The organism is Pseudarthrobacter sp. P1 (assembly GCF_050156935.1).
In the GTDB taxonomy this organism is placed as follows: Bacteria; Actinomycetota; Actinomycetes; order Actinomycetales; family Micrococcaceae; genus Specibacter.
The window spans coordinates 421,955-445,126 of the sequence record NZ_CP189584.1; the positions used below are offsets into that span (position 1 = coordinate 421,955).

A 23,172-nucleotide genomic window follows, 5' to 3' on the forward strand; every position below is an offset into this window, starting at 1 on the left:
TCGCCCTCACGAGCGGCACGGTGGGAACCGTGGGAGCCGTCTATGCTCAGACCCTCACAGGCCCCGGCCGGCGGCCCATCGCCGGCGACTACGAAATCACCTCGGCAACTCCGGGCCAGCTTCTTCGCTGCCAGGTCGTTGCCGGCCCGGCCCGGCCCCCGGGGAGCACCGTCTCCGCAAAGTTTCCGGCGGCACCGCCGTCCGGTTCGTCTTGGACCTTCACCCCAAGGGACTCATGAAGCTCATGGGGCCGATGATCACCAAGACGATGCAAAGCGAGGTCGCACGGTTAGACGCGCTCAAGGCAGTGCTCGAATCCGCATAGCAGTGGGCGCGTCAGGGGGCCGCCAAGTGGGCCGGCGGCCGCCCTGGCGGCAACGGTGTCGGACCTGAACCCGCCACGCATGGGCCACATCTTCCCCTGGGCTTGGGCGGGGGTCATTCCGGATCGGTGATGAGCAGGTCCTCATAGACCATGTAGGCCTCTTCGGTGGGGGTGAATCCATAGCCTTCCCAATGCTTGGCCGGCGCCATCTTCCCCGCGTCGTGTTCGGGGGGGGTGCTCTCCTGTGGCCCGTCATCGCCCAGCATCGGAGTGGCTTGCAGGACTACCAACCCGACGGAGCGTCCGATAATTTTCCAGGATGGTGCTGAGGATGGAGTGGCCGAGTTGCTGGCCCCGGTATTCCGGGCGGATTGCAAGGGAGGGAATGTACATCAGATCACCGACGCCGAGAACGCACAGATCGGCAATGAGGTCTGGACGCTGGCTGTTGAGCATGTCGGCCATGTCGGCCATGTTGGCCAGCTTCAGGTCGATGGCATCCAGGGTGGTGAACAGGTCGATCGTCCCGGCATCGGCACCATGTAGTGGACACCGTGGCCGACGTGGAGGTCCCCGCCGTCATCGTTGAAGGCGGTTGAGTCGATGGTGACCTGCCAACGCATCGGATAGTCCTCCGGGTCACGGTGGACGTTGGGGATGCCCCGATACTTCAACGTGTAGTCGAAGGTCAGGTCCTCCGGATCGATCTCCGGCATGGCTCGTCCTTGAGGTGGGTGGCTGTGGTTCGTGTGTGGGGGCGGGGGAGATGGGTGGGGCCACCAGAAAAACCTGAACGTGGTCTACTGCGCGCTAAGCTCGGCTAAAGCCCAACAAGGTGGGGCCAGTCACCCCGGGAAGGAACCATGGGCACAGGGGCATAAGGCTCCATAGGCCTGGCCGGCGGGGGATCCTGGCCACTTTGACCGCTGCCCTGCTCCCCGCGGAGTGCGGGCGTTCATCACCGCGGCCTCACCTGACAGGAGACTTACCGATGAAGGTATTGATCATGACACTGGGGACGCGCGGTGATGTCCAGCCGTTCATAGCGCTGGCACGGGGATTACTCGCTGCTGGGCACGAGGTGGTGCTCGCCGCGCCGCAACGGTTCGCCGGGTTCGCCGCTGGGCATGGGGTGCCGTTCGCGGGCGTGGACGACGGCCCGATGCGGTTGATGGACAACCCGGCAGTTGCGGGTGCGGTAATCGAGGGCGGGATGCGCGCCCGGCTGTGGCAGGTACGGACCATGCCGGCCATGTTTATCCAACTGCTGGCCGACTGCTGGGCCGTCGCTTCGCAAGGCGTGGGCGCCGGTGCGGATATCGTGGTGCACAACGGCCAGATCATCGCCGGGCAGCACGTTGCCGAGGCCCTGGGTGTCCCGGCGGTGCTGGCTCTGCCGATCCCGATGTATGTGCCGACCCGGGAGTTTCCCTGGCCGGGCGTGGCCATGCCGACGTGGCTGCCTGCCGTGGCCAATCGGGCCACGTTCCTGGGCGTGAAGGCCCCGGAGGCGATATTCGGCCGGGTCGTCGACCGGTGGCGCGAGGACATCCTCGGTCTCCCGCGCCGCCACGGACGGCACGACCTGCTGCGCCGACCGGACAACGGCCAGGCTCCGGTGCTGCACGCGTTCAGTCCCTCGGTGTTGCCCCCGCCACTGGACTGGCCGGACTCGGTGCACACCACCGGCTACTGGGTCCTCCCGCCCTCGGACGAGGCGCTGCCGCCGCGCGTCGAAGACTTCCTCGGTGCCGGCGACCCGCCGGTGTTCGTCGGGTTCGGGTCAATGTCCGGCAGAGACCCCGCGCGCAGCACCGCCCTGGTCCTGGAAGCCGCACGCCGAGCAAGGACACGCCTGGTGATCGGCGCGGGATGGGGCGGACTGGACAGCAGCATGTCAGGTGACGGCGTTCTTGCTGTGGAGGATGTGAACTACCTGCGGTTGTTCCCCCGCGTGGCTGCCGTGGTGCACCACGGGGGTGCAGGCACAGCCGGCGCCGCATTCGCCTCCGGACGCCCGCAAGTGGTGTGCCCGTTCATCGCCGACCAGCCGTTCTGGGCTCGACTGGCACACCAGCGCGGTGTCGCTCCCGCTCCCGAGCCGCAACGCCGCCTCACGGCCGCCGGCCTCGCCACCGCCATCGCCACCACGGATCCCGATATGGCGCGTGCCGCCCAAGAGTTGGGCCACCGTGTACGTGCCGAGGACGGAGTATCCGCAGCGGTGACCGCACTGGAGCGCATCGCTGTGTCATAAACAGGGCGCGTTGGGTTCCCGGTTATGCGAGGCCCGAAGACGCGCGCAGGTTAGCCTTTTCGTGAACAGGGATGGGTCCTCGTCGAAAAGGAGACCACCATGCCCGCCCATATTGCTCTCACCCGGTCGCTGCTGGCGAGCGGCATCATCGCGGGCGCGACGTTGCCCATCATTCTCGGAGTTGCTGGAGCCACCCGCCAGGGGTACAGCGTGTGGCGCAATGGCGTGAGTCAACTTGGGACCGGAGACGGAGCGTGGGTGTTCGCAGTCGCGTTCGTACTCGGCGGAGCTCTCATCGGACTCTTCGCCCTCGGACTTCGCCGCGTGCTGCGATCTGGTCGTGAAGCGACGTGGGGTCCCATCGTGATCGCCGTGGCCGCTGTCGGCTTCATCATCTGCGGCCTGGTGCCCACGGACCCCGCACTGGGCTACCCGCCGGGGGAGCCGCCCATCGCAACGCTTGCCGGGCGAATCCACCAAGGCGCCGGCACCCTCGTCTTCGGCGGCCTGGCCGCAGCGGCGTTCATCCTGGCAAGGCGGCTCCGTTCTGATGCCTGAGGGCTGGCGACCTTCTCGACCGTCACCGGCATGCTTGTCATCGTTTTCGCGTTTGCGGCCGGGATCGCTTACCGCTTGGACTCGTTCGGGATCCGGCGGCCTGCACCGGCCGGGATCCTTGAGCAACTGTCGTTCCTCGCCGCCTACAGTCGGCTTATCGCAATCGGAATCCACTACTCCCGCGCCCAACCTGTCGGTGCGAGCACGTAGGTGCCCTACTGTGTCTGGACTTCTCGAGAGGACCCTTAAGACGCGTCTGTCGCGTTCTTGGGTTACTCAGGCGAAAGCTACAACTAGGGCTGTTTCCTTCCCCGACAGGGCGAGGGCTGCTGTGGCTGGGGTGCTGGCTGCGATGTGGTCAGAGGTAGTAGCGCAGCCAGAGGTAGGGCACGCTGAGTCCTATCGTGATTGTTGTGACAATGAGTCCGTATTTAGTGAAGGTCCAGAATGAAATCGGGTGGCCGTTGCGTTTGGCTATTCCGATGACGACGACGTTCGCGCTGGCGCCGACTGCGGTTGCGTTGCCGCCCAGGTCCGCGCCGAGGGCGAGTGCCCACCAGAGGGGCTGGGCCGCGGCTCCGCCTGCTTGGACGAGGTCGTTCGTGATCGGGGCGATGGCTGCAACGTAGGGGATGTTGTCGATGATGCCCGAGGCCATGGCTGAGCCGATCATGAGCCACGTGGCTGCGATGCCGTAGTCCTCGCCGACGACGGCGGCCGCTGTCTGTCCGACAGTGTCCATGATGCCGAGATTGACCAAGGATCCGACCATGATGAACAGCCCGGCGAAGAACAGCAGGGTTTCCCACTCGACGTCGTCGAAAACCTTGCGCGGTTCGAGGCGGGCAAGCAGCACCAGCAGACCTGCCCCGAGAAGCGCGACGATGGCCGGTTCGAGTCCGATGATTGGGTGGGCCATGAATCCGAACAGCACCAGGGCCAGGACGACGAGGCTTTTGATCAGCAGTGCCTTGTCGCCGATGGCTTCCTTTTCTTTGAGTGCCATGATTCGTGCCGCTCGATCCGGGTGGTACCGGAAGGCCGAACGGAACAGGATTCGGCATAGCCCGATGAACACAAGCAGGAGAATCGCTATCAGCGGCGCGAGGTTGATGATGAAGTCGTTGAAGGTCAGCCCGCCCCGGCTGGCGATGATGATGTTCGGAGGGTCGCCGATGAGGGTTGAGGTTCCGCCGATGTTGCTTGCCATGCTTTCGGCGATTAGGAAGGGAACTGCGGGGGCTGCGAGCCGTTCGCAGACGAGGAGGGTCACGGGTGCGATTAGCAGCACGGTGGTGACGTTATCGAGGAACGCGGAAAGTACTGCCGTGATGACCACGAGCATGACCATGATCTTGAACGGGCGTCCGCGTGCTTTCTTTGCCGCCCAAATGGCGAGAAATTCGAAGAGGCCCGTTTGGCGGAGGACGCCGACGATGATCATCATGCCCAGCAGCAGGAATATGACGTTCCAGTCAATTCCGCTGTCCTCGGAGAAAAAAATGCCGTGGTCATCCGTCGCGCCAAGGAGAACCATGGCCGCAGCCCCGCAGAGGGAGGCCGTGAGCCGGGGCACCTTCTCCGTTGCGATCAGGACGTAGGCACCCAGAAAGATCGCCAGGGCGAGGACGATCTGCACACTCATCCCGTCCTGCCCTCCGGCCCCTTCCCGGCCCAGTAGCCAAGGATGGCGTTGACGACGGAGGGGAGAGTCACGAAGGTGGGAGCGTCCTTGGGTGAACCTTGGACGCGTGCAATCTGTGTGCGGGCATCCACCATGCGGGCCGCGACCTCGATTAGCGTGTCGTCGGGCTCTATTGTCAGCATCCTGCGAACTGTGACGCCGGCGTCATCCAGCAGTTCCCCGATGGTGCGTTCATCCAGACGATCCCACAGCTCACTGGCGCCTTTCTCATCGAAGACGCCCGCGAGGGAGGGGTCATCGATGATGTAGTCCGGCACCATCAGCTGAAGGACATCCACGGCTGAAAGGATCGCGGTCGGGGTGCCGGCCTCGTCTGCGATGACTAGCCCCACCAAGCCGCCCTCGGCGATCAGCCGTCCGGCCTCCACTGCTGTGGTCTCCCGACGGGCAACGGGTAAGACGACTTGCAGGTCGGCGGCACGCATGGCGACCCTCTCTGCTCGGAAAATTCACAAACATGCTTCTGCCATAACCGTCGTCGCGAGGACAAAAGCTTGCTTGGCATGGTGTTTCCTTGGCTGCTGGATTGCCTTCAGTCTGCTATCGCCGTCGTTCCCTGGCAAGGAGAGGGCAGGCCATCGCCTACTTTCTGCTCGCCCGGGATTTTGACCCGGGCGACACCGGCAGCGCCAACGTGCCATGCCGGGAGTCGGGCGGCACACATGGAAGGCCCGCCGCTGCGATCCTTTTGCCTGCAGCCGCCCTGATCATTGGAAGAAACGTCAAGATTGTCCCCGGATTCCCTCGCGGCTGTCGGAAGGCCCGCCACGGGAGCCCGTCCAGGCTCCGCGGGCGCGGGGCTAGCCGATGATGGGTCGTTCTTCCGGGAGCCGGTGGAGGCGGGGGCGGGAGGACAGGGCGACGGCGGAGGCGACGGTGATGGTGCCGATGCGGCCGGTGAACATGAGAGCCATGAGAACCCATTGCGCGTTGGCCGGCAGGTCAGGGGTGATGCCGGTGCTTACGCCCACGGTAGCGAACGCGGAAATTGCTTCGAAGAGGACTTTCTCGAGGCTGTAGTCCGTGAACATCAGAAGCAGCAGGGTGCCGCTGACCACGGCGGCTACTCCAAGGAGTGCGACGGAGAGGGCCTGGCGTTGGACGGAGGAGCTGATGGAGCGGTGGGCGATGGTGACCTGGTCGCGGCCCCGGATCTCGTTCCAGATCGCGAACCCCAGGACCAGGAACGTGGTGATCTTGATGCCGCCGGCGGTGCCTGCGCTGCCGCCGCCGATGAACATCAGGATATTGGTGATCATAAGGGTCTCAGGGGACGCGGAGGCGTAGTCGATGCTGTTGAAGCCCGCGGTGCGCGGGAAGACACTCCCGGCCAGGGTTGCCAGGAGTTTCCCGCCCACGGACATGGGACCGAGGGTTTCGTCCCGGTTCCATTCAAAGGCCCCGAAGAGCGCGCACCCGACGGCCAGGAGCGCCAGGGTGCCGAAGACGGTCAGACGAAGGTGGACGGTCCAGTCTTTCATCCTGACACCGCCCCTGAGCAGGGCGATGAGCACGGGGAATCCGAGCCCTCCGGCGATCACCGCCAGACAGACGGGGATGATGATCCAGGGGTCGCCGGCGAAGCTGATCAGGTTGTCGCTGTAGAGGGCGAAGCCGGCGTTGTTGAACGCTGAAACGGCGTGAAACGTCCCGTGCCAGAGTGCTGCGCCCGGATTGTCGTCGTAGGCAAACCAGAAGCGGACCGTGAGAACGACGGCCGTGACGGCTTCGAAAACAATCATGATCCGGGCGACCCGGAAAAGGACCGAGCGGACGTCGCCGAAATTCAGGGTGTGCGTTTCGGATTGTGCGACGAGCTGGCCTCGGAGCCCGATGCTTTTGCGCACGAGCAGCGCCAACAATGTCGCCAGCGTCATGATGCCGAATCCTCCGACTTGAATCAGCCCGAGAATCACGGCCTGCCCGAAAGGCGTCCAGAACGTTGGGGTGTCGACGGTGATCAGACCTGTGACGCACACCGCCGAGACGGCGGTGAACAGGGCCGGCAGTGTGGGGTCTGCCTCTGTTGCCGTACGCGCGACGGGCAACATCAGGAGTCCGGCGCCCAGGAGGATCACGGCGAGGAACGCCAGCGGCACCGAACGGACGGGATGCAGCAGCCCGCGCCCGAGACGGTCGCCTTGGGCTCGGATCCAGGACTGCATTGGCCGGCCGCCATTAACGGGGGCGGCATTGCGGATCTTCAAGTCCTTTTTCCTTTCGCTGCCCACCATCACCCGGGCATCTCCTCGGCTTCTGCTGCGACGTGGCGGATCCCGCGCGGGCGCCCGGCCCTGACCCATGCCCGGTACAGGACGGCCGCGATGCCCAGGGCCGCGGCCAGACTGATGATCGGCAGGCCCCGGGAAAGGTTGGCGATGAGGGTGAACGCCACCACCGCGGCGCCCGCGATGTTCATGATGAGGTAGCCGCGGCGCCGGCCACGGTGGGAGAAAAGGGCCATGGACAGCAGGCCGGCCAGGAAGCTCAGGAAAACTGACACGGCGTAAAAGAGCACAAGTTCCTGATCGACGCCGCCGGCCGCGGCGGTGACAACGCCGGCCAACACGATGAACAGCACCACCCCCCAATAGGGGGTGTGGTGGGTGTTCGTGCGTCCCAGCGCGGGAGGAAGGATGCCGACGGTTTCGCCCTGCCTGTTGATGTGGCGGGCGAGGGCCTTGAGCAGGCCCGGTCCTGCCTGGAACGAGGAGCTGGCGGCCGAGAGAAGCAGCAGGGCGGTCATGAGCTGGAAGACGGCAAAGACCGGGCCGGGAGCCGCCAGCCGGGCAAGTTCAGCGATCTGGGTGCTGTCCTCGGGCGGGATGCCGACCTGCAGGTGCGCGGCTTCCAGGGTCAGGCCCAGGGTGATCGTTCCGACGATGGCGAGGGTCAGCCACAGCGTAACCCTGCCGAAGCGGCTCCGGCCGGGATCATCGAGCTGGCCCAGCTGGGCGATCGCCGAAGACGGCGCCTCCACGCCCGTGGCCAGGGCCATGGCCACGGGGAAGGCCAGGACCACCGCAATGACCGGCGGCTGCCCGGGCGTGTCGGTGATGATTCCCACCGGCTGCGGGGTGGCGCCCAGGCCATAGAGCAGGACGAGGGCGGAGACGATGATGAATCCCACGGTCATCGCGGCGAAGACCAGCCGCCCCAGATGCCCGAACCAGGTTGCGGCACCGACGAGGACGACCAGTGCCAGCGCGAGCAGCAACCGCCAGGGCGCCAGGGCGGGAAAGTAGGCGATGGCCGCCGACGCCCCGGCCGAGACGCTGATGGCGATTGTGAGGACGAAATCGACCACCAGCGCGCCGATCGGTATGAAAGACCAGCGGTCCCCGAAGGCTTCCCCAACCGCTGCCGACGCTCCGCCGCCCTGCGGGTAGCGGATGACCAGTTGCCGGTAATTGACGATCACCAGGGCGATGATCGCCACGACGAGAATCATCGTGGGCACGAGCAAGGCCAGATCGCCGTTCAGCGCCCGGAGAGCCGCTTCAATCGCGTAAGCGACCGAAGACACGGGGTCGGCCATCACGGCAAACGAGAATGCCAGCAGCAAGGCTGTCCGGGAACGGAGTGCTCCGGCGAAGCCGCGCCCGGGGGCCACCCTGTCAGGTGCCGGCATCGGATGGTCCTTTCCCTTGTCGGCCCGTCCGCCTGTCCCGGTCCGCGACCCGGCAGGACTGCCGAGAACATCACGGAGCCTACCACCGGGAAGCCGGCGCACCGTCGGCTACCGGGCAGTCTTTACGAATCCTTAACGCCCCCGTTCCCGGACGCTGCACCCCTTGACTGGCTTGGCCCACGCATTGCGCACACCTCCGGGCCGCAGGGGTGTGTGACGGTCTTCCTTGACTGTTCGGGTGCTTGTATGCTGTGGATCGGAGAGCCGGGAAGCCTGGTCGGCCCGTGGGCGGTGCCCGCGGAATGCCCCGGCGACCGCCTCGGGCGTTCGTGGTGACGTGAGGAGCGGACGGCTCATGGATGCAACACAACCTGTTATTGAGACCCTTGGTCTTGTGAAGGTTTTCGGCAGGACCCGGGCCTTGGACGGCCTGAACCTGAGCGTCGCCGCCGGTGAGGTCCACGGTTTCCTGGGCCCCAACGGTGCGGGTAAGTCGACCACGCTGCGGGTGCTGTTGGGGCTGATTCGCGCCACCGCCGGTACGGCCCGGGTGTTCGGCCTGGATCCCTGGGCCGACCCTGTCAGGACGCATCGGGACATCGCTTACGTCCCGGGTGATGTGAGCCTGTGGCCGAACCTTTCCGGCGGGGAAGTCATCGATCTGCTCACCGGTCTGCGCGGCGGCGCCGACGGGAATCTGCGCCGTGACCTCATCGAGGAGTTTGAGTTCGACCCGCGGAAGAAGGCCCGCACCTACTCGAAAGGCAACCGGCAGAAAGTCGCCCTGATCGCCGCGTTCGCCCGCCCTGCCCGGCTGTATCTGCTGGATGAGCCCAGCGCCGGCCTGGACCCGGTGATGGATGCCGTGTTTCGCCGCCAAATCGAACGGGTCAGCAGGGACGCGGCGACCGTCCTGCTCTCCAGCCATATTCTCAGCGAGGTCGAACAGCTCTGTGACCGGATCACCATCATCCGTTCCGGAACCGCGGTCGAGACCGGCACCCTGAGCGAACTCCGGCACCTGAAACGCACGCATTTCCGGGTCACCGGGCTGGCCGACCCGGCGCGGTTGGCGGCGCTGCCCGGCACGCACGGGATCAGCATCGACGGCGCCGCCGCCGAGTTCGACGCGGACACCGCCGACCTCGGTGCCGTCCTGGCCGGCATCGCCGAGCCAGGGGTCAGCGGACTAACAGTCGCTCCGCCTTCCCTGGAGTCCTTGTTCCTGCGCCACTACAGTGACCGCAACGGAAGCGAGGTGCAGTGATGCCCGGTGTGCTGCAGCTGGCCCTGTTCCAGGCACGCAGGGACCGGGTGACGCTGCCCGTCTGGATCATGGGCATCACTCTGCTCGGCTTTGCGACCTCCAGCGCGGTCGCCACGCAATTCGGTGACGAGCCCGCGCAGACCGCGATCTTGACCCTGGCAGCATCGAACCCGGCGTTCCTCTTCCTCCGCGGCCTGCCCGATGGCACCGGCGTCGGGGCGGTCGTGTTCTTCCAGGGCTACGCGTTCACGGCGGTGCTGGCAGCGCTGATGAGCACCTTCCTGATCGTGCGGCACACCCGCACCGATGAAGAGATCGGACGGGCCGAACTCCTCGGCTCGGTTCCGCTCCCGCGGGCAGCGTCCCTGACGGCGACCCTTCTGCTGGGCGCGGTCGCGAACCTGCTCCTGGCCGTGTTCGTTGCCGCCGGTTTTGTCGCAGCGGGGCTGCCGGTTCCCGGCGCAGCGGGGGCCGGTGCCGCTGTCGGTGCTGTCGGTGTGTTTTTTGTGGGCCTGGCCGCGGCCGTCGCCCAGCTCCTGCCCTCGGGCAGGAGCGCGAACGGTGCCGCAGCAGGCCTGGTCGGAGCTGGGTATTTGCTCCGGGGTGCCGGGGACGCCCTGGGGACCCCGGCGGCGGACCTGCTGCACGTGAGCAGCGCGTGGCCGTCGCTGCTGTCGCCCATCGGCTGGGGCCAGCGGTCACGGCCGTTCACCAGTCCGGACCCGTTCCCGCTACTGGCACTTCTCGTGGCCGCCCTTGGCCTGGGAGCAGCGGCCGTGCTGATCCGGCGACGGCGGGATGTGGGTGCCGGCCTTCTGCCCCAGCGCGGCGGCAGGGAGCGCGCCGGAGTCGGGGGCACGTCGTTCGTGGGCCTGGCCTGGCGCCTGCAGCGCGCCACCCTGGCCGGATGGTGCGTCGGGGCCGCGGCCCTTGGTGCCGTGGCCGGCGCTCTCGGCCCCCTGGTTACCGAGTCCGTGTCCGGTGTGGCACCGTTGCAGGAGCTGATCTCCCGGCTCGTGCCGGGCGGCCAGGCCGGGCTGATCGATGTGTTCATCACGGCCCTGCTTGGCGTGGCCGGGGTGTTCGCGGCGGCTGCGGGCATTCAGGCGGTGCTGCGGATGCGTGCCGAAGAGGCTGAGGGCAGGGCCGAGCTCCTTCTCGCAGCGCCGAGGTCCCGGGCCCGGTGGCTCGGCGCGAACGTGTTCATCGCCGCCGTCTCCGCGGTCGTTGTCTCCGGAACGGCCGGTGCCGCTGCCGCCATCGGACTGGGGCTCTCGGGCACCGCCAAGGGACCTGCCGGGTCCTTGGTGCCGGCAGCGCTGGCGCACGTTCCCGCCGCCCTGGTGTTCCTGGCCGCGGCCTCCGTGGTTTTCGCCTCAGCACCGCGGCTCAGTATTCCGCTGGGGTGGGGGATGCTGGCCGCGGGGCTGGTCCTGGGCGAATTCGGGGAGCTGTTCGGCCTGCCGGTGTGGCTGCAGGATCTGAGCCCGTTCCGGCACTCCTCGGCCATGCCAGTGGAACCCTTCGACCCGGCCGGGGCGCTGGGCCTGGCCGCAATCGCGGCCGGCTTGGCCGGCCTGGCCGCCTACTGCATCCAACGACGGGACCTCACCGCCTGAAGGGGCATCGTGTGCGAAAGGAGATGCTCCACGGCAGCCAGGAACCGCTGGTAGCTGGCGCTGTTGCGGGCGGAGGCGGCCATCGTGACCTCCCGGCCGTCCACCGGCCGCAGCGCGCCGTACACCCAGGTCTTTTCCGGGCCCCGCCCGTGGTCAAGGTCGCTTTTGATCCGGTGCCCGTCCGCGGACCAGCCCGGGGCGGGCGGGAAGGTGCGCGGGATCACCGGGCCGAGCTCGTCGGCGCAGAGGACCGTCGAGCCTTCGGGCGGGGCCGTATAGAGCCCGACGATCCGTGTCCTTTTGGGGCGAAGTCCGGGTCCTTGCTGCGAATCCAGGACCGGGTGCGGCGCCAGCGCACCCCTTCTTGCAGCAGGATCCGGCGCACCTGGCTGCGGTGGACGTCGATGCCCTGGCCGCGGGCCGCCGCGGTGAGGGTGTCCAGGGTCCACACGGGCGGACCGGACTGGTCTGCCGCCGCCAGGTCCCCGCTGCCGTCGCGGACGGGGCGGCCGGGCGGGGCCTGTTTGACCAGGGCGATGATGCGGGAGCGTTCGGCCTCGGTGATCCGCCGCCGGCGGCCCTGCCCACCCAAGTCGACCAGCCCGTCCAGACCCGAGGCGTTGAACCTCACCAGCCACCGGCGCACCGTCTGTTCGTGGCAGCCCAGCTCCTTGGCGATCGCCGGCACCCGCAGCCCGGACCAGCTCAGGGTGATGATCCGGCCCCGCCGGATCCAGTCGGCCGGGGCGTGGCGGGCTCCGGCCAGCCTGAGGATTCTCTTTTCCTCGGCCGCATCCGCGGACGGCCTCGCGCGCAGGATCGTGGGCATGCGGCTCGCCTCCCTGACTTCGAACCGGCCTTCTTCCAAGCTATGCCTCCAAAGAGGAACGCAGCACTAGTGCCGCAAGTTGACCGATTACGCCTTCGCCCGCTGTTCCACGATGAGGCAGACCGCTTATGTGACTCAGTAGGCCTTCGCCCGCTGTTCCACGATGAGGTGGATGAGGGCAAACACCCCGTCTTCATCGATGGCCTGCAGCGCGGCGTCGAGCGCGGCCGGCACGTCCTGGTCCTGCGTGACCGTGATGCCGTAACCGCCGAAGGCCTGGGCCATGAGGCCGAAGTCGGGGTTTTTCAGCTGCGTGCCCGAAACCCTGGACGGATAGTGGCGTTCCTGATGGGTGCGGATGGTGCCGTATTCCTGGTTGTCCATCACGATGATGAGCGGCGTGGCCCCGTACTGGGCAGCCGTGGCCAGTTCCTGGCCGTTCATGAGGAATTCCCCGTCGCCGGCGATGGTAACCACCCGGCGCTGCGGACTGGCCAGCGAGGCGGCGACGGCCGAGGGAATGGAGTAGCCCATGGAGCCGTTTCTGGCGCTGATCATTGAGGCGTAGCGCCGGGTGGGGAAGTAGCGGTGCGCCCAGTTGGTGTGCTCACCAGCGCCGAAAGTAACCATGGCGTCCTCGGGCAGCCGCGGGACCAGGTTCGCCATGAGAGTGTCCATCTTTGCCGGCCCGTCGCCGGGCGTGGCCGGAGGCAGACTGGCGAAGGACGTCTGCTCGGCGCGCATCCTGGCCGTCCACGCTTTCCACTCCTCTTTCACGGGCAGATCGATTTCAACGAGATCCCGGACGAAGGCGCCCGGTTTTGCCACAATCTGCCTCGAGACCGGGCCTGAGCGGCCGCGCAGGGAGGGATCTATGGTGACCAGGAAGTTCGTCTTGTTCCAGTCCTGCCTGCAGACAAATCCGTCCGTGATCACATCGCCCGGGACCGTCCCCACGAAAACGAGCAGGTCGGTTTCCTCAAACAGGTCGTACGTGGGGCGGGGGCGGCCGTAGCCGATCGGACCCACGTAGCTCGGCGAGTCAAAAGACACCGTTCCCTGTGTGCGCCATTCCGCCGCGGCCGGGATGTCGTGCTTTTCGAGCCACTCGGTGAGCTGATCGGCGGCTTCCTGGGTCCAGTCGTTGCCGCCGGTGACAAAAAGGGGTTTCGAGGAATGTGCAAGGGCTTCGGCGAGTGCTTCGGCATCGGTGGTGCTCATTCCGCCCGTGGCCACCGGGATGGTGGGGTGCAGGGCCGGATCCACCTGCTGGCGGATGATGTCTTCCGGCAGGCCCACCACAACGGGGCCCGGCCGTCCGCTCATGGCCGCGAACATCGCTTCCGCAACGATTTCGGAGGCCCGCTCGGCATGGTCGAGCACCATGACGCGTTTGGCTCCCGTGTCGAACCACGCCTTGATATCAAATTCCTGGAACGCTTCGCGGTCCCGGTGGGCGAACGGGATGAGCCCGACGAAGAGCAGCATCGGGGTGGAGTCCTGCCAGGCCGTGTGCAGGCCAACGTGGGCGTTGGCCGCGCCCGGACCGCGGGTGACCATGGCAACGCCCGGACGCTGGTTCATCTTGCCGTCAGCTTCGGCCATGTAGGCGGCGCCGCCCTCATGCCGGCAGACCACCGTGTCGATGTCGGAACCGTGCAGCCCGTCCAACACGTCCAGGAAGCTCTCGCCGGGAACAACAAAGGTGCGTTCGACGCCGTGGGCCACGAGGGAGTCAACAATCACGTGTCCGGCGGACTTCAGGGTACTGCCGCCCTTCAGGTTCGCCGGGATAGTCGATGAGACGGGCTGTACGGGGCCTTGGTTTATGGTGTCGCCTTCGAACGGCTGCGTGTCGGTTACGGTCATGGTTACTGCGGACTCCGTTGTCATCACTTCTTGTCTTCTTGGGTTGGATTGGGTGAGGTGTAGGGCATATCCGCCGGATCCAGCGGAACGATTGGTGGTGCCTAGTCTGTTTCCGCTCCGGGGCAGAAGCAGCCGTCCTCGCAACCGTCTGTCGCCTGGCTTTTCCGTAGGCAGGGTAATCGCTTAGCGGATTGGACTCCGATTGGCCACCACGGGCGCGGCGCCCGTATAGCCCTTCCGGGTTTCGGCGATCTCGTGGATCCGCTTCCGGCAGGCATACCAGCCGAACACCATCAGGGCAGAGGCCACGAGGGTCACCAGCAGGGTGAGCGGCGAATCGATAAAGACCATGATCAGCACGCCGAGCAGGAACAGCAGCGACAGATACCCGGTGTAGGGCGCACCGAACATCCGGAAGGAGGGACGTTCCACCCAGCCCCTGTCCGCCCAGCGCTTGAGCTGGATCTGGCACACCACGATAGTGGCCCACGTGAGGATGATTCCCACCGAAGCCACGTTAAGCACGATCTCGAAGGCCTGCGCGGGCACCAGGTAGTTCAGCGGCACGCCCAGCAGCGAGACCACCGCCGTGAGGGCGATGCCGCCGTAAGGAACGCCTGCCCTATTCATGCGCTGGGCAAACTTCGGCGCCGAGCCGGCCATGGACATGGAGCGCAGGATGCGGCCCGTGGAGTAGAGGCCCGCGTTGAGCGAAGACAGCGCGGCGGTGAGGACCACCAGGTTCATGATGACGTCCACGCCCGGGATCCCCAGGGAGCCGAAAAACGTCACGAAGGGACTCACACCCTTCTCTGAACCGCACTGGGTTTGGTGGAGACTCCAACCTCACAGGGAGAATAGAGTCATGGCCAGTGGCAAGAAGTTTGACGAGGAAACCAAGGCCCGTGTGGTGCGCCTGTACCTGGAGCGACGGGGCGAAATGCCTGCCGAGTCAGGGGCTGCTTCGAGGCGGCATGTCAGTGGGTTGGTGGGGATCAGCGAGCAGTCCATGAGGCCCTGGATTGCCCAGCATGAGATCGAAAACGGCACCCGGGCCGGGTCAACAATCGCCGAAAGCGAAGAGGTCAAGAAGCTGCGCCGGGAGAACGCCGAACTGCGCCGGGCCAATTCCATTTTGAAGGCGGCCTCGGCTTTCTTCGCGGCCGAGATCGACCGGCCACACACCAGATAGTTGCCTTCATTGCGGCCCACAAGGGGCGTAAAGACACCAAAGGCCTGCGATGGGGCGTCGAACCAATCTGCACCGTGCTCACCGAGCACGGCTGCAAAATTGCCCCCTCGACCTACTACGCGGCGACCCGCCGCGGCCCGTCCAAACGGGCGGTCTCGGACCAGTTGATGACCGACGTCATCCAGACCATTCATGCCGCCAATTTCTCAGTGTATGGAGTGCATAAAATGTGGAAGAAACTCCTCCGTGACGGCCACCGTGTCGGCCGCGACCAGGTCGCCCGGCTCATGCGCCGTGCCGGGTTGTACGGGGTGTTGCGCGGCGGGCGCAAGACGTTCACCACGCGCCGGGACGACACGGCGGCCCGGTTCCCGGACCGGGTCAACCGCCGCTGGGACACAGGCGTCCCGGACCGGATCTGGGTCGCCGATTTCACGTACGTATGGACCTACGCAGGGTTCTGTTATGTGTCGTTCGTCACGGATGCCGCATCGCGGCGGATCCTGGGCTGGAAGGTCTCCACGTCCAAGGAGACGGTCTTGGTCACCGACGCCCTGGCGCAGGCGCTCTCGGTGCGCAGGAGGACGCTGACGGGGTTCACCCCGGAGGGGCTCATCCACCACTCGGATGCCGGCAGCCAGTACACCTCCGTGATGCTCACGGACCAGCTCGCCGCCGCCGGGATGGCAGGCTCCATCGGCACCGTGGGTGACGCGTACGACAACGCCCTGATGGAGTCAACAATCGGTCTGTACAAGACCGAGCTGATCGACCGGAACAGGCGCACGACATGGAAATCATGCCAGCAGGTCGAGACCGAAACGGCGCGCTGGGTCACCTGGTACAACTCCGAACGGTTGCATACCGGGATCGGCGACATCCCGCCAATGGAATATGAAACCAACCATCAAAAAGCGTGTATTCTGTCATCGCAGACTGCATAAACCGAGTCTCTACAAAACCCAGTGCGGTTCACTCATAGGAGGTGTACGGTAGCAGCAGCGCCAGCAAGATGACGGAGCCCACGTAGAACACGGCGATGCGGAACACCACCGAGTTGATGGCCTTGGGCATGATCTTTTCCGGGTTCTCGGTCTCACCCGCGGCCGTGCCCACGAGCTCAATCGAGGCATAGGCGAACAGCACACCCTGCATCAGGATGATCATCGGAAGCAGGCCGTTGGGGAAGATGCCGCCGTTGTCCGAGAGCAGGCTCAGCCCGACATCCTGGCCGTCCACCGGCGTGCCGAAGATGACAAAGTACGTGCCGATGATGAGGAACGCCCCCAACGCCGCCACCTTGATCAGGGCGAACCAGAACTCGAGTTCGCCGAAAACCTTGACCGAGACCAGATTGAGGCAAAGAACCACCACCAGGGCGATCAGGGCCCAGGCCCACTGCGGCACCGCGCCCATCCAGGGGACGTACTTGCCGAAGAAGTTCATGTACAGCGCGGCGGCGGTGATGTCCACGATGGTGGTGGTGGCCCAGTTGATCCAGTAGAACCAGCCCGAGATAAAGGCCGCCTTCTCACCGAAGAACTCACGGGCGTAAGAGACGAACGAGCCCGACGACGGGCGGTGCAGCACCAGTTCCCCCAGTGCGCGCAGGATCAGGAAAGCGAAGAAACCGCAGACCGCGTAGGCGATGACCAGGGACGGGCCTGCCGCGTTGAGCCGCCCGCCCGCGCCGAGGAACAGGCCGGTGCCGATCGCGCCGCCGATGGCGATCATCTGGATCTGCCGAGCCTTGAGGCCCTTGTGGTAGCCGGCGTCTTCGGCATGGATCAGGGTATCCGGGGCGTGGGCGTGGCCGCCGTCGACCTCGTACAAACCAACCGCGTCATTGGGGTTGTTGGGCATGGGTGTTCCTTTCGACCTGTCAAAGATCTAAATGGGGGTTCTAGCGCGAAATTGTGGGGACAGCTGGGGTCAGGTCAGAAGACTGACCACCCGGTGCGGTCGGACAGATCGGCGAGGGCCGCTGTCCCGGCCAGGGAATTGCCTTTGGAATCCAGCCTGGGGCTCCAGACACAGATGGCGCACTCGCCGGGAACGATGACCAGGATGCCGCCGCCCACGCCGCTCTTCCCGGGAAGTCCCACGCGGTAGGCGAACTCGCCGGCCGCGTCATACATGCCGCAGGTCAGCATGATGGCACCGATGCGTTTGGCCTCGCTCCGGGAGACGACGGTTCCCCGCGCTCCCCGACCGTCCTGCGCGAGGAAGAGTCCGGCCTTGGCCACCTCCACGCAGCTCATCATGATGGAGCACTGCCTGACGTAGTTTTCAACCACTGCGTGGGCGGGCCGCCGCAGGTTGCCGAAGTCCTTCAGGAAGTGGGCGAGGGCCAGGTTGCGGCTGCTGTTGGCGAGCTCACTCTTTGCGGCCGCCTCGTCGATGAACGGACTCTGTCTTCCATTCTGGTGACCCACCTGACCGGTGAGAAAGCGCAGGACCTGGCCGGCGGCGTCGGGAAATCTTTCCATCAAGTGGTCCGTGACCACCAGGGCGCCCGAGTTGATGAACGGGTTCCGCGGGATGCCGTGCTCCACTTCAAGCTGCACCAGGGAGTTGAACGACGTTCCTGACGGTTCGCGGAGCACCCGGGACCAGAGCGCATCGGGGTCATCGGCGCTGAGCGCCATGGCCAGGGTGAAGACCTTCGAGATGCTCTGGATGGAGGAGGGAAGATCGGCGTCACCGGAGCTGAACACGTCCCCGGACGTGGTAGCCACCGCAATTCCGAAACGGTCGAACGGCGGCGATGACAGGTGGGGGATGCTGGCGGGAACCGACCCTGCTTCACTCCGGGGCCGGTGGCTGCGGACAATGTCATCCAGGACCAGACCAAGAGGCGGCGAATCGAGTGCTGTCATCATTTCTTGCCCAGATGCTCCTTATGCGTGCCGGCCCACTCCTGAATGTGAAGGAGAGCGACCAATAAATGGCGGGGATCGCTGAAGTTCAGGCCGGTAGCCCGGCTGACCTTGCTGATCCTGTAGTAGACGGTGTTCTTGTGCAGCTTCATCCGCTGGGCGCATTCGGCCACATCCAGTGCAGCCTCGAAATAAGCCCGAAGAGTTTCGGCCAGCTCGCCATCGTCGCGGAGGAGAGCCCAGAGGCTGCGATGGCGAAAGGCCGAGGCCGTGAAGTTCTCAACTGCTTCGTGGAAAAGGATGTCCGTTTCGAAATCGTCCACAGTGGCCACAAAAGTGTTCCCTGACCGCCGCATACAGCCGAGCAATGCCTCCGTTTTTGCGGTCACCGAATGAATCGACAACAGATCCGGTGCAATTGGTCCCACCGCTGCGAACGGAGTGATGCCAAGGTGCTTCGCGGAGTCCCTGACGACGGCCTCGGCAAGGCTCCGCAGCCCGGCTTCCGAACTGGCGGACTGGAGCCCGGGGATGATCACAGCGGTGTCGCCGTTGAACTGCCCCACGATAGCTGACGGTTTGAAGGCTGCCGCATGGATGGACGCGAGGTTGGCGAGCTCCCCATGTTTGAGCGCTGCATCGTCTTCCTGCGCTTGGGCACCTGACATTCCTATCAGGATCAGGGCTGTTGGGCGGTCCGCGGGGATTTTCTCGCTGTGGGCGCTCGCCGCGGCTTCTGCCGGGCCGGAGAGGATCCGGGCAATCCGGTCCTCGCGCATGTGCACCGACTGCTGGTTGCGGTAGCGGATCAGCTCGGCCGACGCCCGCGCGGCTGATCCGGTCAGCACATAGTCAACGTCGGCGCCGAAGCCGTCACCGGTTTCCTGCAGCCAGATGTACCCCATGATCCGGTCACCTGCGAACAGGGTGATGGCGACGCGCTCCCGCAGGCCGTCCTGGGGCCTGGCCGGAACCCGGACAGGCAGGCGGGTCCGGTGCAGTTCGCGGTAGGCGCCCAGGTCCTTGAGGAGGAGTTCGTATTTGCGCGGACCGCGCCGGGCCAAAATCGACGCCTTCCGCAGTTCGTCGATGTCATTGGTCACCGTGGAGTACGCCAGTACCTTGTTGGCGGCGTCCTCTATGACCACGTGGCTCGATGTCAGGCGGGCGGTCGTCTGGGCTATGGCGAACAGGTCCTCTTCCAGCAGCGTGAGCACTTCGCTCTGGTAGCTGGGTGGCTGGATGCGGTCCTTGGCAATTGAGAGGAGCCGGTCCCAGTCCGCGGCCGGATCCACCAGAAGGAGGCCGGTTCCGGCAGCCCGGAGCAGCTCTTCAGCTTCCCCGAGTTCCCCGGGACGGCCTTTGACGGCCAGCACCAGGGGCGTATTCTTCAGGAGGCGGCGCACCGCCGGCAAGGCGGAGCGTCCGCGAACCCCGATCAGCAGGACGAACGCCGCCCCGCCGTCGGAAGTCTCGTCGTCGGCGTCAACGATCAGAAAGCGTTCGATCGGAGAATCAGCGCGGGACGGCCGAAGGATGAGGCTGGCGAAACCCAGAGGCAGATCCGACAGGATGTCATCCACTGTAGCTGCGGCCATGAGCTTCCTTCTGACATCGACACCAGACCGGACGGCTCTGTCCGGTCCCCCAATGCTATCCAGAGCAAATTCCGGAAGATATGGAAGCTGATCTAAATCCAGTGGCGGCTTTAGGTCCCGGGACCAATGCACCCGGCCAGACGAACATACCTCAATTCTGCAGAAAGGCCTCCGTTCATTCGAACGGAGGCCTTTCTGGGCTGTGCAAGCTGTGTTGGAGCCCTGGAGAGGTTGCTAAGTAGCCGTGTCCTGTGACTTGGCCGAGCTCCTGGACGGGTTGGCAAGAGCTGGCTCGCTGGCTAACCTCCAGTGCTCCAAATATCCGGCGGTAAGCATCCGCGATATTAGGGCCAGTAAACGCCCGTCGTGAATCTTTTCCGACAGGATGCCGGTCAAAACCTGATGATCGAGCTGTCGCCTGTCAGGAGCATGGGACCGTTGTGGCCCGTTTTTTGCCGGCCGCAGGGGCCACCTGTGTAGCCAGTCATGGGACCACCCGGCCCGCCCTGCCGGTAGGGCCCTCTACAGCCTGTTGGATCATCGCATCAGTGTCGTCGGTGCGGAGGTCTGCAGGGATGGTTTTCAGGGAGGTCAGCGTGGTTGAGATGAGGGAAGTGCTCCGGGCTTGGCTGGAGGGTACAGGTTTCCACACTATTGGCGAGCGGGCCGGGGTGGATCGGAAAACGGCGCGCCGCTACGTGCAGGCGGCCCAGGTGGCCGGCCGGGTCCGGGACGCAGGGACCGGTTCCGGCGCAGGAACCCCACAGCGTTCTCCATGCTGCCATTCTCATGTCCCGAGTACGGGTTGCAGTACCGGGACTCGGAGCGGTAATGCAGCTTGAACGCACCGAACAGCTTCGTCTGCACCACCTTCATGCCGACCCGGCGTCCAATGCCGGAGGCATTGTCAAAGACCAGGTGCCGCGGTGCTGCCCCGATGTGCTCGAACACCCTGCGCAGCCCGTGACAGATACACTCGGCAGTCTCAACCCGGTACGCTTGCACGAAGCGCATGTTCGAGAACGGGAAGGTCACCACCAGGATGTGCTGGATCTGCCGGATCCCCGCGATGATGGCCTCGGCCTGCCCGAAGTCGACCTGGACCGTGCCGGCCGGCCACACCAGTTCGGTGAAGTCCTCCCCGGACTGCCGGTTCCTGGCCGTCCATTTCTTCACGTGGCGTTGCACCGGTGAATACGTGCCGGTGAACCCGTGCTCTTGAACGAGCCGGTCAAAGATCCGTTTGGCCGTATGCCGTTGCTTGCGCGGCCGCCGTTGGTCCTCGCCCAGCCCCCGCCTCGAGGATGGGCTCGAACCCGGTCAGCACCGAGGCGCCGGGCCTGGCCACGGGTGTTGGCGGTGCCGGGGAGAAGCCTTCCTGCTCGGCGTACTTGGCCGCCGAGGCGCGTCTGATGCCCGTGTGCGGGCGATCTCACGCCCCGGGACTCCTTGGGAATCGAGTCGTCTGATATTTTCTTGAACGGACATGGGTACCGTCATCTGCTTTCCAACCCTTCCGGCGCACACGCTTCGCAATGGCAGCGCCGCAAGGAACCTATCTGGGGGTGGCGGGCCGATGTCCCTGACACTCTGGGAACGGCCCTGGCCACCGGGTGATCTCTATCTGCGCACTCCCGGAATCCATGATTTGGAGGGGAATTGCCTGGCCTGATTCTTACCGCTCTTTTGGCCTGAAACGGACCGAAACCTTGGCTGGATTCCGTGGCTGAAACGGCCTACAGATAGTCGATCACACACTAAAGGCACGGCCGGACAGGAATTCAGTATGAGGTGAGCAGGCGCTTCTTGCCGTGCGGCCAGCCTCAATGCCACCCAACCGCCCTCGCTGTGCCTGGGCACGCCCACCGCGCCTTTGTCGACCCGTGCACGGCCGCGGAGGGAGGCCACGGCCGCGCCTGCATCTGCAGCGAGTTCATCAACCGTTGCGCTTTCCCAGTGGCCGGTGGAACTTCCCACACCACGCTTGTCATAGGCGAGGACAGCTACGCCCGAGCTGGCGAAGCGGTCACGCAATGCATCGAATAGTCCGCCGTTATGGCGGTCAGCGGGCCCCGAGCCGCGAATGAGTGTCAACAGCAACTTGAATCTGACCGGTCACGGCAGGGTGGTTTGCCCGGGTAAACACAGGGGCCGCCGGGTGGCTGGCCCGGCACGCATGGCCATGGGGATTTTCCGGAACGTGCCATTTCGGCGGCTGCCGGTTTACGTCGCGATCCGTTTGAGGATCTGCCGGGCCACTATCTGGTCGATGCCGGGGACTCCGGCCGCGCGGATGATCCACCGGCGGATAAGCCGCTGCGTGGAGTTTGCGGGGAGGAACGAGGCCGCTGCCCGCCGCCCGGACGCCTGCGCCTTTTCCACGAATGGCCACCACCGGCCCTCAACATCTGTCAGGGCGCCCCCGATCAGCTCCGGCGAAGAGACCGGGCCAAGGACCTCTCCGAGGAGGGCGGCGCCGGCGATCGCCAGGGAACCGCCCTGGCCGGCGAGCAGCGACACGGCCCCGCACGCGTCCCCTACGAGGATCACCCGGTGGCGATGCCAGGAGGGCATTACGATTTGGGCGACGACGTCGTCATAGGGGTTCTCCGGGCACAGGGCCAGGAGCTGGTCGATGCCGGCACCCAGACCGGCGAACCGCTCCCGGAGGCGCCCACGCGTCCCGGCCTGGTCCTCGCCGCTCATCGTCCCGGCGTCGGGGTAGACGAGGAACGCCGCGACCTGACTGGTGCGCAGGCCGTAAAGCCCGGCCATCCGGTTGAGGCTGTCCGTCAGCACGAACCTGTTCCTCACCTGGGCGTGCAGGTCTGGGGCGTCAACAATGTACGCGGCCGCGCGCATGCCCAGCGGGCGCAAAAAATCCGGCTCGGGGCCGAAGAGCTGGGCCCGGACTTCCGAGTGGATGCCGTCCGCGCCGATCAGCACGTCCCCGGTGAGCGTTTCCGTTTCCAGCCCATCCACCTCGACGCCCACACCGTCATGATCCGCCCAGGCCCTGCGCACCCGTGCACCATACCGGACCCGCACCCGGCCCGCGGGTACGTCCTCGAGCGCTTCCAGCGCTGCAAGTTCCAGGTCCGGGCGCATGAGGCTGAGCACCTTTCCGCCTGCAATCCGGGCGAACCGTTCGTAGTCCAGGCGCGAGGTCACCCGTCCGCCCGTGTCGACGTACTCGGCCGCGTCCACCCGGTAGGCTACGGCGGCCAGGGGCGGGTACAGGCCGATCCGCTCCGACGCTTCGACGCCGGGGCCAAAGAAATCCATCATGTAGCCCGCCGCGCGCAGGCCAGGCGACCCCTCCACCAAGACCACATCCCACCCGGCGAGCCCGAGCTGTCGGGCCGTGACCAGACCCGCGATACCCGCCCCAACAACGATGGCCCTCATGAGCGTGCCCGGCTTCCTACCTAGTGGTGCACCCA

Annotated in this window: 19 protein-coding genes and 3 pseudogenes; 5 read left to right on the plus strand and 17 right to left on the minus strand. The window is 65.7% G+C overall.

Annotation, left to right across the window (positions count from 1 at the left end; translation table 11 throughout):
* Nucleotides 1-438: 438 nt before the first annotated feature.
* The 3 genes from ACQCSX_RS01865 to ACQCSX_RS01875 are packed head-to-tail and all read right to left on the minus strand — an operon-like array spanning nt 439 to nt 1,041.
* The gene (locus ACQCSX_RS01865) at nt 439-591 is read right to left on the minus strand and encodes a hypothetical protein (RefSeq protein WP_427017408.1); all 153 of its coding nucleotides are present in this window, start codon (nt 589-591) and stop codon (nt 439-441) included.
* Entirely contained in the window at nt 578-799 is a 222-nt protein-coding gene (locus ACQCSX_RS01870; RefSeq protein WP_427017409.1) for a hypothetical protein, read from the minus strand. Before ACQCSX_RS01870 ends, ACQCSX_RS01865 begins: the two co-directional genes overlap by 14 nt.
* Before the next feature lie 11 nt (nt 800-810).
* Nucleotides 811-1,041, minus strand: a complete 231-nt coding sequence (locus tag ACQCSX_RS01875) for a hypothetical protein (RefSeq protein ID WP_427017410.1) — start codon at nt 1,039-1,041, stop codon at nt 811-813.
* Nucleotides 1,042-1,331: 290 nt separating this feature from the next.
* On the opposite strand from ACQCSX_RS01875, the gene ACQCSX_RS01880 reads away from it, so the two are divergent.
* Together ACQCSX_RS01880 and ACQCSX_RS01885 are read left to right on the plus strand one after the other, a co-directional pair.
* Complete coding sequence (locus ACQCSX_RS01880) at nt 1,332-2,582, plus strand: glycosyltransferase (RefSeq protein WP_427017411.1); 1,251 nt, start codon at nt 1,332-1,334, stop codon at nt 2,580-2,582.
* A gap of 99 nt (nt 2,583-2,681) precedes the next feature.
* Complete coding sequence (locus ACQCSX_RS01885) at nt 2,682-3,140, plus strand: DUF998 domain-containing protein (protein WP_427017412.1); 459 nt, start codon at nt 2,682-2,684, stop codon at nt 3,138-3,140.
* A 358-nt stretch (nt 3,141-3,498) separates the two neighbouring features.
* On the opposite strand, the gene ACQCSX_RS01890 is transcribed toward ACQCSX_RS01885, so the two are convergent.
* From ACQCSX_RS01890 to ACQCSX_RS01905, 4 genes are all read right to left on the minus strand, one after another.
* Nucleotides 3,499-4,785, minus strand: a complete 1,287-nt coding sequence (locus ACQCSX_RS01890; RefSeq protein WP_427017413.1) for an ArsB/NhaD family transporter — start codon at nt 4,783-4,785, stop codon at nt 3,499-3,501.
* Nucleotides 4,782-5,270 (minus strand): hypothetical protein, encoded by a 489-nt coding sequence (locus tag ACQCSX_RS01895; RefSeq protein WP_427017414.1) that lies wholly within the window; start codon nt 5,268-5,270, stop codon nt 4,782-4,784. Before ACQCSX_RS01895 ends, ACQCSX_RS01890 begins: the two co-directional genes overlap by 4 nt.
* 375 nt (nt 5,271-5,645) lie before the next feature.
* Nucleotides 5,646-7,010, minus strand: a complete 1,365-nt coding sequence (locus tag ACQCSX_RS01900) for a TrkH family potassium uptake protein (RefSeq protein ID WP_427018946.1) — start codon at nt 7,008-7,010, stop codon at nt 5,646-5,648.
* Nucleotides 7,011-7,078: 68 nt separating this feature from the next.
* Nucleotides 7,079-8,476, minus strand: a complete 1,398-nt coding sequence (locus ACQCSX_RS01905; protein ID WP_427017415.1) for an APC family permease — start codon at nt 8,474-8,476, stop codon at nt 7,079-7,081.
* Nucleotides 8,477-8,831: 355 nt separating this feature from the next.
* On the opposite strand from ACQCSX_RS01905, the gene ACQCSX_RS01910 reads away from it, so the two are divergent.
* Both ACQCSX_RS01910 and ACQCSX_RS01915 read left to right on the plus strand, forming a co-directional pair.
* The gene (locus ACQCSX_RS01910) at nt 8,832-9,743 is read left to right on the plus strand and encodes an ABC transporter ATP-binding protein (protein WP_427017416.1); all 912 of its coding nucleotides are present in this window, start codon (nt 8,832-8,834) and stop codon (nt 9,741-9,743) included.
* The gene (locus ACQCSX_RS01915; protein WP_427017417.1) at nt 9,743-11,362 is read left to right on the plus strand and encodes an ABC transporter permease; all 1,620 of its coding nucleotides are present in this window, start codon (nt 9,743-9,745) and stop codon (nt 11,360-11,362) included. Before ACQCSX_RS01910 ends, ACQCSX_RS01915 begins: the two co-directional genes overlap by 1 nt.
* Here the strand turns inward: ACQCSX_RS01915 and ACQCSX_RS01920 are convergent.
* The 4 genes and pseudogenes from ACQCSX_RS01920 to ACQCSX_RS01935 all read right to left on the minus strand — a co-directional run.
* Nucleotides 11,329-11,586, minus strand: a complete 258-nt coding sequence (locus tag ACQCSX_RS01920) for a hypothetical protein (protein ID WP_427017418.1) — start codon at nt 11,584-11,586, stop codon at nt 11,329-11,331. The genes ACQCSX_RS01915 and ACQCSX_RS01920 overlap by 34 nt on opposite strands.
* Complete coding sequence (locus ACQCSX_RS01925; protein WP_427017419.1) at nt 11,583-12,191, minus strand: helix-turn-helix domain-containing protein; 609 nt, start codon at nt 12,189-12,191, stop codon at nt 11,583-11,585. Before ACQCSX_RS01925 ends, ACQCSX_RS01920 begins: the two co-directional genes overlap by 4 nt.
* A 135-nt stretch (nt 12,192-12,326) precedes the next feature.
* Nucleotides 12,327-14,060 (minus strand): thiamine pyrophosphate-dependent enzyme, encoded by a 1,734-nt coding sequence (locus tag ACQCSX_RS01930; RefSeq protein ID WP_427017420.1) that lies wholly within the window; start codon nt 14,058-14,060, stop codon nt 12,327-12,329.
* A 183-nt stretch (nt 14,061-14,243) separates the two neighbouring features.
* Nucleotides 14,244-14,873 (minus strand): annotated as a pseudogene (locus ACQCSX_RS01935) (amino acid permease); the annotation flags it as partial.
* A gap of 52 nt (nt 14,874-14,925) precedes the next feature.
* Here ACQCSX_RS01935 and ACQCSX_RS01940 point away from each other — a divergent pair.
* Nucleotides 14,926-16,196: pseudogene (locus ACQCSX_RS01940) on the plus strand (IS3 family transposase).
* Between the two features lie 31 nt (nt 16,197-16,227).
* Here ACQCSX_RS01940 and ACQCSX_RS01945 read toward each other — a convergent pair.
* From ACQCSX_RS01945 to ACQCSX_RS01970, 6 genes and pseudogenes are all read right to left on the minus strand, one after another.
* A pseudogene (locus ACQCSX_RS01945) lies at nt 16,228-17,115 on the minus strand (amino acid permease); the annotation flags it as partial.
* A 74-nt stretch (nt 17,116-17,189) separates the two neighbouring features.
* A complete protein-coding gene (locus ACQCSX_RS01950) occupies nt 17,190-18,134 on the minus strand; it encodes a glutaminase (RefSeq protein ID WP_427017421.1) in 945 nt (314 codons plus the stop codon).
* Nucleotides 18,131-19,729 carry a PucR family transcriptional regulator gene (locus tag ACQCSX_RS01955; RefSeq protein ID WP_427017422.1) on the minus strand — a complete coding sequence of 533 codons (1,599 nt, stop codon included), beginning with the start codon at nt 19,727-19,729 and terminating at the stop codon, nt 18,131-18,133. The genes ACQCSX_RS01950 and ACQCSX_RS01955 overlap by 4 nt, the downstream gene beginning before the upstream one ends.
* Before the next feature lie 651 nt (nt 19,730-20,380).
* Entirely contained in the window at nt 20,381-20,905 is a 525-nt protein-coding gene (locus tag ACQCSX_RS01960) for a hypothetical protein (RefSeq protein ID WP_427017423.1), read from the minus strand.
* A gap of 444 nt (nt 20,906-21,349) precedes the next feature.
* On the minus strand, nt 21,350-21,829 hold the full coding sequence (locus ACQCSX_RS01965; protein ID WP_427017424.1) for an alpha/beta hydrolase family protein: 480 nt from the start codon (nt 21,827-21,829) through the stop codon (nt 21,350-21,352).
* Nucleotides 21,830-21,952: 123 nt separating this feature from the next.
* Nucleotides 21,953-23,137: an FAD-dependent monooxygenase gene (locus ACQCSX_RS01970; protein WP_427017425.1), complete on the minus strand. Its 1,185-nt coding sequence runs from the start codon at nt 23,135-23,137 to the stop codon at nt 21,953-21,955.
* Nucleotides 23,138-23,172: the final 35 nt, after the last annotated feature.

Bases quoted from the DNA above. Each gene is read 5' to 3' on its own strand.
- ACQCSX_RS01955 (WP_427017422.1), bottom strand. From the start codon at position 19,729: ATGGCCGCAGCTACAGTGGATGACATCCTGTCGGATCTGCCTCTGGGT.
- ACQCSX_RS01870 (WP_427017409.1), bottom strand. From the start codon at position 799: ATGGCCGACATGGCCGACATGCTCAACAGCCAGCGTCCAGACCTCATT.
- ACQCSX_RS01905 (WP_427017415.1), bottom strand. From the start codon at position 8,476: ATGCCGGCACCTGACAGGGTGGCCCCCGGGCGCGGCTTCGCCGGAGCA.
- ACQCSX_RS01950 (WP_427017421.1), bottom strand. From the start codon at position 18,134: ATGATGACAGCACTCGATTCGCCGCCTCTTGGTCTGGTCCTGGATGAC.
- ACQCSX_RS01890 (WP_427017413.1), bottom strand. From the start codon at position 4,785: ATGAGTGTGCAGATCGTCCTCGCCCTGGCGATCTTTCTGGGTGCCTAC.
- ACQCSX_RS01875 (WP_427017410.1), bottom strand. From the start codon at position 1,041: ATGCCGGAGATCGATCCGGAGGACCTGACCTTCGACTACACGTTGAAG.
- ACQCSX_RS01930 (WP_427017420.1), bottom strand. From the start codon at position 14,060: ATGACCGTAACCGACACGCAGCCGTTCGAAGGCGACACCATAAACCAA.
- ACQCSX_RS01885 (WP_427017412.1), top strand. From the start codon at position 2,682: ATGCCCGCCCATATTGCTCTCACCCGGTCGCTGCTGGCGAGCGGCATC.
- ACQCSX_RS01970 (WP_427017425.1), bottom strand. From the start codon at position 23,137: ATGAGGGCCATCGTTGTTGGGGCGGGTATCGCGGGTCTGGTCACGGCC.
- ACQCSX_RS01915 (WP_427017417.1), top strand. From the start codon at position 9,743: ATGCCCGGTGTGCTGCAGCTGGCCCTGTTCCAGGCACGCAGGGACCGG.
- ACQCSX_RS01910 (WP_427017416.1), top strand. From the start codon at position 8,832: ATGGATGCAACACAACCTGTTATTGAGACCCTTGGTCTTGTGAAGGTT.
- ACQCSX_RS01880 (WP_427017411.1), top strand. From the start codon at position 1,332: ATGACACTGGGGACGCGCGGTGATGTCCAGCCGTTCATAGCGCTGGCA.
- ACQCSX_RS01900 (WP_427018946.1), bottom strand. From the start codon at position 7,010: ATGCAGTCCTGGATCCGAGCCCAAGGCGACCGTCTCGGGCGCGGGCTG.
- ACQCSX_RS01925 (WP_427017419.1), bottom strand. From the start codon at position 12,191: ATGCCCACGATCCTGCGCGCGAGGCCGTCCGCGGATGCGGCCGAGGAA.
- ACQCSX_RS01865 (WP_427017408.1), bottom strand. From the start codon at position 591: ATGCTGGGCGATGACGGGCCACAGGAGAGCACCCCCCCCGAACACGAC.
- ACQCSX_RS01895 (WP_427017414.1), bottom strand. From the start codon at position 5,270: ATGCGTGCCGCCGACCTGCAAGTCGTCTTACCCGTTGCCCGTCGGGAG.